Origin of the sequence: Flavobacterium sp. (assembly GCF_044369455.1) — a bacterium.
Classification (GTDB): domain Bacteria; phylum Bacteroidota; class Bacteroidia; order Flavobacteriales; family Flavobacteriaceae; genus Flavobacterium.
The window spans coordinates 1-7413 of sequence record NZ_JBIPLW010000055.1 but is presented as its reverse complement, the minus strand read 5'-3'; the positions used below and the strand labels follow the sequence as shown (position 1 = coordinate 7413).

Below are 7413 nucleotides of genomic sequence, written 5' to 3'. Positions count from 1 at the left end.
AACCACTGTGGGAGCGAAGTCGCGCCGTGAACGACGAGTTCGCCGTTGGCATCAATCTCCGCGCGATCCATGCCGATGCGGCGCTCGAAGCTGTGAACCACGCCAGCACGGATCGTGTAGAAGGCCCAGAGTTGATTCTCCGGCCCGGCCACGATGCTGCCGGAGGCCGTGCCAGTGAGGAGGCCATCGGTGGTGCGCAGAATCGGATTGTGCTTCTGAGGCGTGAAGGGTCCGAGCGGTGATGAGCTGACAGAGCAACCCATCGCGTAAGTGCGGTATTGAGTCCCAGCGGCACCGTAAGTCAGGTAGTATCGGCCGTTACGCTTCAGCATCCACGCGCTCTCCAGCCAGCCTTTGTTCGGGTTTTGGTTCCATTCGCCATGGGCCTCCCAGGGGCGGTCCTTTGGATTGAAGGCAATGAAACGCACTGGCGCAGTGAGAGGCTTCGTCGGGTCGGCGGCATCGAGTTCCACCCCCCAGATGCCAGCCTTTTCCGAAACGCCAAAGTAGAGGAAGAGCCGTCCGTCATCATCCGAGAAGAGCATCTTGCCCATCAGCGGCGGAACCTCGCCGCTGGGCTTGAGCTGCAAGTCGCCGATCTTCTCAAACGGCCCGAGCGGCGAAGCGGAGGCGTAGAGCGTGGGAGTGTTGTTGCCGAGCAGAAACCGGTCTCGATGGCGCACTACGGTGGGGGGATAGCCGATCTCCCGCACATTGAGCGGATGATGCTGCCAGGTCGCGCCTTGGTCCGCGCTGACCCATGCCATGTCGCCGGACGGGTAGAGATACCATTTCCCATCGTGCCAGAGAACCACGGGATCGGCCAGTTCACGGAACTGCTCCTGATGTCCGAGGAGCCAGTTTGCACCGCTGTCAGGCGATCCCTTCGTCGCTGTGCGCGCAGCGCGGCCGATGGGGTAATTGGGAATCGGCAGCGGATTGCAGAAGGTCGCCGGAGATCCGGCTGTCTTTTTCTTAGCGGCATCGGCTTGGTCAGCCTTCTGCTGGATTTCGCCGTCGAGTTCAGAGGATCGCTTCCGAAGCTCGTCAAGCCGGCGCAATTCGTCTGCCGTCGGTGCGATCATCACGGGCACGTTCGCGCCACATTCCACGCGGCAATCCTTCTCGGTCACGTCCTTCGCATCGGCGAGCTTCACGAGACCGGGCACTGGTGCAGGGGCGCGAGCGATGACGCCGCTCAGCGTCAGGCCTTCGACATCATCCCCGGCAATGAAGGCGCGGGCATCGGGCTTCTCCACCTCAAGCCGCACGTTCTCGAGGCGTATGCCTTTGACATGGCGCAGATAGAGCGCCGAGGCGGGGAGTTCGCCGTCGAAAGGCAGAGCCCAGTTCACATAGTTGGAGGACTCCAGTAGTTCGCCTACCTCCAGACGCGACGCCTGCTCCGCCGTACCGCCGCCGGGGAAAATAAGGTCGATATTTGTGAAAGACACGTCCTCAATGCGCGTCCCTGGACGCGAAACAACCGCCGAGCACAGGCGCTCGAAAGGATCGTCTTTTCCACTTTTACTTTGGAATCCGACATCGTCTCCCACACCCGCGACCACCCGGATATCCGCGAACCGCACGTTCCGAATCCTTCCCACCGGAGGGCGAGCCGACTTGCCATGGGTGCTAAAGGGGAACCGGGATGCCAGCACCATGAATGGTTGGCATACTTGTTTCATCTCGATGCTGGAAAAAGAAAGGTCCTCGAAGAGCGCGCCTTCGCATGATTCGATCTTGATGCCGCCCTGGCTCTGCGTGAAGACGCAATCGCGCACAGTTAGCCGCCGAATGGCTGCGATGGATTCCGTGCCAATGCGTATTGCATGCCATCGTGAGGTGATATAGCAGCCACTGATCTCGAAGTCTTCGTTCGGCCAGTCGGGATGGAAAACCTTGGAGGCAATGCCGTCGTCGCCGGCATCGATATCGGAGTCCTTGATGCGGACTCGCTTGCAACCGTCGAAATCAAGGCCGTCGCCATTTGGCGAATGCCGGCTGCGGATCGTGACGTGGTCAATGAGTATGTCCTCGCTGCGCACAAAGAAAGTCGTGAACGCCGCCGGATCGAGCATCTTCACATCGCGAACGGTCACCTTCCGGCAACCGACGAATCGTAAGAGCATCGGCCGGCGCGAGTCGTTGGCGTTCGGAAACACCTTTCGCTCGAGCCCGCCCTGTCCGTCGATCGTTCCGGGGCCCTCGATGCCGATCTGTTCCGAATCCTCAGCGTAGATCAGGCACTGTTTCCACTGGCTGGCGGCAAATGCCCAAACACCACCCCAGTGCAGAGGCGCGGTCTCATCCGTGTAGTCGGCGATTTTCGGACTGCCTCGCAGGATAGCATCCTTCTCGACTCTCAGCGTGACCCTGCTCTTCAAACGGAGCGAGCCAGACATGAAGACCCCACTGGGCACGAGGACCGAGCCTCCTCCGGCCGCATGGCACGAGTCGATGGCTTTCTGGATCGCGGAGGTATTCAGCGTCGTGCCGTCCCCTTTTGCGCCATAGGTCGTGATGTCGAAGATCTTGGGCTCAGCCGCATGCAGCGAGGCCAACGGCGCGAGCAGTAGGGCGGTGATGAGTGTGAGGGTGGGTTTCATCGGATCAGTCTTTCAGCGGGATGCCGCGCAGGATGAGAGGATCGAAACGGTAGGGAGACTCACCAGCGGCCCAGGCGATGCCGCGCAGCAGGATGGTACGGAAGAAGGGGTCGTCGAATGTCCAATCGAAGTGACCAAGGGTGGAGGCCATGACGCGGCCCTTCCCGTGCTCATGGGTCCAGATGACGGGCTCGGCGCTGACCTTATCGCCTACGTTTTCATCGGAAGTGGCGAGTGCAGTCACCTTGCTACGGTCACCTTGCAGATTCCAAAAGCACTCGTCGGCTATGGTGAAGGTGTCCGGCAACCCATGCATGATCGGATGACGTGGCTCCCGCAGCTTCAAGGTGATGACCTTGTGCTTGTATTGGCTGTACTTCCCCTTGGCGAGACCCAGCAGGTCCGCGAGCGCAGCCGAAGCATTCCAGAGCACATAGTGCGACAGCACAAGGCCGCCACCACGGTTCAAGTACGCTTCGATCTGCGACAGGTGACTCGCGTCTTTCCAGCACAGCGGACTTTGATAAAGCATGATGACATCTGCGGTGGCGAACTGCGCCTCCGTAGGCCATTCCAAGGTGCTTAGTGCTTTGACCAGCGGCGAGCCTGCGGCGATCAATGCGCGGTCCGTTTCCACCTGGGGGCGATACATGTTCGTCACCGCCTCATCACCTGGACCTGCACCGCCAAGAAGCACTTTCCAGCGTTTCGGCAGCACATCGTGAGAATGGGACTTGGGTGGATGATCCTTTGCTCCCCCAGCGAAGAGAATGGTAAGCGGTCGCAGGTTCGAATCCAATGCAGGCTTCGGTCCCTTGCCGAGAACGGCCGAGACCTCAGCGCGGCTGCGCAGTTCCGGTGTCTCGACACCATACGTGTTCTCGGTTTGGGCCGTCTGGGCCTGGGCGAATTCCGAGAAGCCAGCGTAGGAGGCGATCGCTCCCGCCGAACATTGAACAAAGACGCGGCGGCTGATGTCGGAGAGGATTCTGTTTGTGTTTTTCATGGCGATTCAGGTTGAGTCATTTCAGCGCGGACCGACTCGATGAGCATGCCGGAGTCGCGGTTGGAGGAGGTGGATTGGAAATGGAGGTAGCTGATGCCGTGGAGAGCGCTGCGAGTAACCGGCAGCTTGGCGAATGGCTGGCCATCGAGAGCGACTTCGATCTCCGCGCCTGCTTCAGCGGACTTCCAGGTGAATCTCAGGGTGTGCCATTGCTGCGGCTTGAGTTTGCCTCCTGAGGCGAGATCGAGATGTGCCATCGCGAGTGATGCTACGGTGGGGTCGGTGGGATTCAGCCACCGGTCGAGCAGGCAGATCCGTGCGCCGCCGAAGTCCTGCTGCAGCCGGATGCGCGTCTCCACAAAGCCTGCCTGCCCACCAGGAAAATTCCACGTCGCGCCGCCGTTGGGATAGATGGCGTCGGTGCGGCCGGAGTTGCGCACGTTGAGCACGCGCCGCTTCGCATCATTGGGATGCGCGATTAGAGTAGATGACTCGTAGCGGTTGAATGAACAATGGCCGCGGAGGCCTTTCTTGTAGCCCTGCACCGACCAGTCATCGAGTCCGCTGGCGAATTCAGACTGCCGTTTCGTCTCCAGCAGCCAGTCGGGATCGAACAGGAGTAGTGAGCGGTGCAGCCAGTGCTGGCCCACCGACAAAACGACGCGTCCGTTTTCAACCTCCACAAACTGCGGCTGATGCACGCTGCGATCGAGACCTCCGGTTTCGCCGTAGTTGCCATCGCTGCGGCGGGCATTGAGGAACAGCTCGCGGAAGCCGCGCCAAGTCTTCCCGTCGTCATCGGAGATTGCCGCGTGAACGGCGTCGCGATTGGTGAATGCGTCCTCGCCGATTCCGTTTTGCGCGCTCTCCTGGATGAAGGGCGCGGTGAACTCATTCTTCGAAAACTCGGGCAGCGAGGTCGTGTTGTTCCAGATGAAGAGCAGACGACCATCCTTGAGTCGACCGATGCGGGGACTGGTGATCGTGCCGTAAAACTGCGAGCGTTCCGGCTGGCTCCAGGTCGCCCCACCATCGGCGGAGAACGATTGGTAGTGGTAGTCGAGCGAGGTACGGATGATCATCCACAAGCGACCATCGCGCAGCTCGACCACGGTTGGCTCCGTGGCTCCATTCTGCCACCGCACGGACAGGTCGCGCTGGTCGGGCTGATGCGGCGGTGCTTCGAGCAAGTTGGATCTCTGCCAAGTCTCGCCATCGTCGTCCGAAAAGAGGGTGCCAGCCTGGTGATGGTGCTCGGGAGTGTTGTAGCGGATGTAGCTCCACGGCACGATGGCGCGCTTGCCACTGCGAATGAACATGACGGTGGGGGTGATGTTAAACTCAGAGCCGGGATTCTTGATCTCCCACAATCGGCGCATCGTCCACTGGCCATCGATGCCGCCTTTGCTCTTGATGAGGTAAACACCATCTTTGTTGTCTTGCAGCCGCAGATACTCGCCCGAGACCGGGCTGCGCGCATCCGCCCCGTAATGCCCCTTTGACACTTTTTGCGTCTCCCAAGTCAGTCCCTGATCGCGACTGAAGACGAAACTCGTCGGCAGAAAGTCTGGGTGAGAACGGAGTTCCGGCGTCGGGTCGATGCCGTAATCGTAGTGACGCAATTCGCCATTCTCCAGACGCACCAGTCCACTGACAGCATCCGACGGCGGTCGCCCGACCCAGAGGGGAGCATGCACATCACCGATTTTGAGTGGTGGTTCGGCAGCATGCAATGCAGCCTGCGGCGCGAGCACCAGGGCGGTGAGGGAGAGGATGTATTTCATGGTGTACTTCATGGTGCATTTCCTTGTTGCTTTGACGGAATGCGGAGGGTTGTCGGCTCACCTGGGGTGAGCGGCAGCTCGCGCCAGCCGTCATCCCTCACTGTGCCGGCGGTGAGCGGACCCGTTTTGCTGGTCGCGTATTTAGGGACGATCACGGTCAGCTTCACATTTACCGGAGGAGCAATGGTGATCTCCTGCACGCCGTCCTTGAGCTGCGATTTGAAAAGGATCGGGCCGCGCACGGTGAAAATGTCGGTCTCCAATCCCTGCAGGTCGCCGAGTCGCGGTTGGAGCTTGAAGATGCCGTCGGATTGTTCGGCAGGCTCAAAGCGGAGCAGGCGGTTTAGATACACGGCGTTTGGGGTGTAGTCCTCGTCGTTGGGGTTCTGCGGGTTGATTGGGATGTAGTCGTGCCGCGGTGTGGTCAGCTTGTGAACGCGAATCTTGAGGCGACTATCAGGCGAAACGAGCTTGCCCGCTAGGACGTCGGCTTCGCGGATGCGCGCGAGCACGATTTCCCGTCCATCTGCACCGTAGCGGCTCAGATCGTAGCTGACCCAAATCGTGCCGTCGTCGCTCTGAACTCCATCCGGGTAAGTCGTGAGCTTCTCAATCCTTCGGTGTGGGCTTTCATCTGGGAGGTAAGAAGGGCTGTCGCGATCATCTAGTCGCAATCCCCCTTTCCACGTGACCCCGTCGTCTTCGGAAAGCACGGCAGTCATGTGCACCCGCTCCCGCAGTTGCCGGAAATTGACCAGTGGACCTTTGGTGGCGAGCGGATCGGGCCTTTCGGGCGGCCGATTGTAAACCAGCAGCAGGTTGCCAGATTTCAGACGGCTCACAAAGAAGCGCGAGTGCACGACGGCGTTGAGCCCAGGCAGTGCCTCCATGTCGCCCCAGGTGCGACCGCCGTCGGCCGAGATTGTTCTGCGGATTCCCGCGAGAGTGCGGATAAACAAGGCGATCCGCCCGTCGCGCAGTTCCACGGTTATTGGCTCTCCGATCTGGATCTCTACGCCGGGCTGGCTGTTCACGCTGCCGGCGAATGCAAAGCTCTTTCCTTCATCCTGCGACCGATAAACCGTTACCCCTTTGAATCCCAAAGTGGGGAACTTATTATGCGGCGTCCAGAGCCATGAGCCATCTGCCAAGACGGTCGGCTTGTTGATAAAGAAGCCCTGCGAAACAAAGAACGGAGGCTGAAAGTGTGGCTTCGCTGCTTCGGGATCGTCAGCGATGTTGGCTACCATTCCACCATTCGCATAGTAATACCACCACAGCCGACCGCGTGGATCGATCCAGAGTCCGGGATCTTGAACATGCTGCCCACGCGGTGACTTGACCGCCGCGACGGGTCCTTGGCACGTCTGGCCTCCGTCGCTGCTGGTGAAGAGGAGCGTAAAGGTCGGCTCGGTGCGGTCACCTTCGAAACCTCCACCGGACATCCATGACAGCCAAATCCGACCCTTCGGGCTGATGGTCATACTCCCGGACCCCTGCCAGATCCGATTTCCATCGGCAAACTCCGGCCCCGGTTCAAGGTTAGGCGCCAGTGGTGTGCTCGAGGGCTTCTTGCTTGCGATAGCCGCGACGGCATCAGAAAAGCTCGGTGCGCCCGTTTGCGGTTTGGCTTCGGTTTGTTGCGAGTCGTTAAGCAGGTTATCGACCAGGGGCTTGGCTAAGTTCGGAGTTTGCGCGTGCAGCCCGACCAGCGGCGCGAGCAACAGGACGGTGAGGAGTGTGAGGGTGTGTTTCATGATGTTTAGGTGCTGTTGGATGCTTTGAGTTACTTCGTTATTCGAGTTGATGATGATCTTCCTTGCGTTCGTCACAGTTTCGGGCGGATGTCCATCGCCAGAGCAGGGCGATATCGTCACCGTCGATCACCATCGAAGGATACATGAAGGACTGGGTCATCTTCTCGGCCTTTGCGAAGCTCCTGCGTGACTTTGACGGTGGGCTTTGGGGGCTCATCGGCACGCAGCGCGGCCAGCGGTGCGTGCAGCAAGGTGGT

At 60.0% G+C, this 7413-nt stretch carries 5 protein-coding genes; all 5 read right to left on the bottom strand.

Annotation, left to right across the window (positions count from 1 at the left end):
* The coding region (locus tag ACIQ2L_RS13935) for a glycosyl hydrolase family 28 protein (RefSeq protein WP_396159878.1) at positions 1-2609 on the bottom strand (2609 nt) is incomplete at its 3' end.
* 4 nt (positions 2610-2613) lie between these two features.
* Positions 2614-3615 carry a ThuA domain-containing protein gene (locus ACIQ2L_RS13930; RefSeq protein WP_396159876.1) on the bottom strand — a complete coding sequence of 334 codons (1002 nt, stop codon included), beginning with the start codon at positions 3613-3615 and terminating at the stop codon, positions 2614-2616.
* Positions 3612-5399 carry a sialidase family protein gene (locus ACIQ2L_RS13925; protein ID WP_396159874.1) on the bottom strand — a complete coding sequence of 596 codons (1788 nt, stop codon included), beginning with the start codon at positions 5397-5399 and terminating at the stop codon, positions 3612-3614. Before ACIQ2L_RS13925 ends, ACIQ2L_RS13930 begins: the two co-directional genes overlap by 4 nt.
* Positions 5400-5407: 8 nt before the next feature.
* Entirely contained in the window at positions 5408-7156 is a 1749-nt protein-coding gene (locus tag ACIQ2L_RS13920; protein ID WP_396159872.1) for a sialidase family protein, read from the bottom strand.
* Between the two features lie 37 nt (positions 7157-7193).
* The coding region (locus tag ACIQ2L_RS13915) for a hypothetical protein (RefSeq protein WP_396159869.1) at positions 7194-7413 on the bottom strand (220 nt) is incomplete at its 5' end.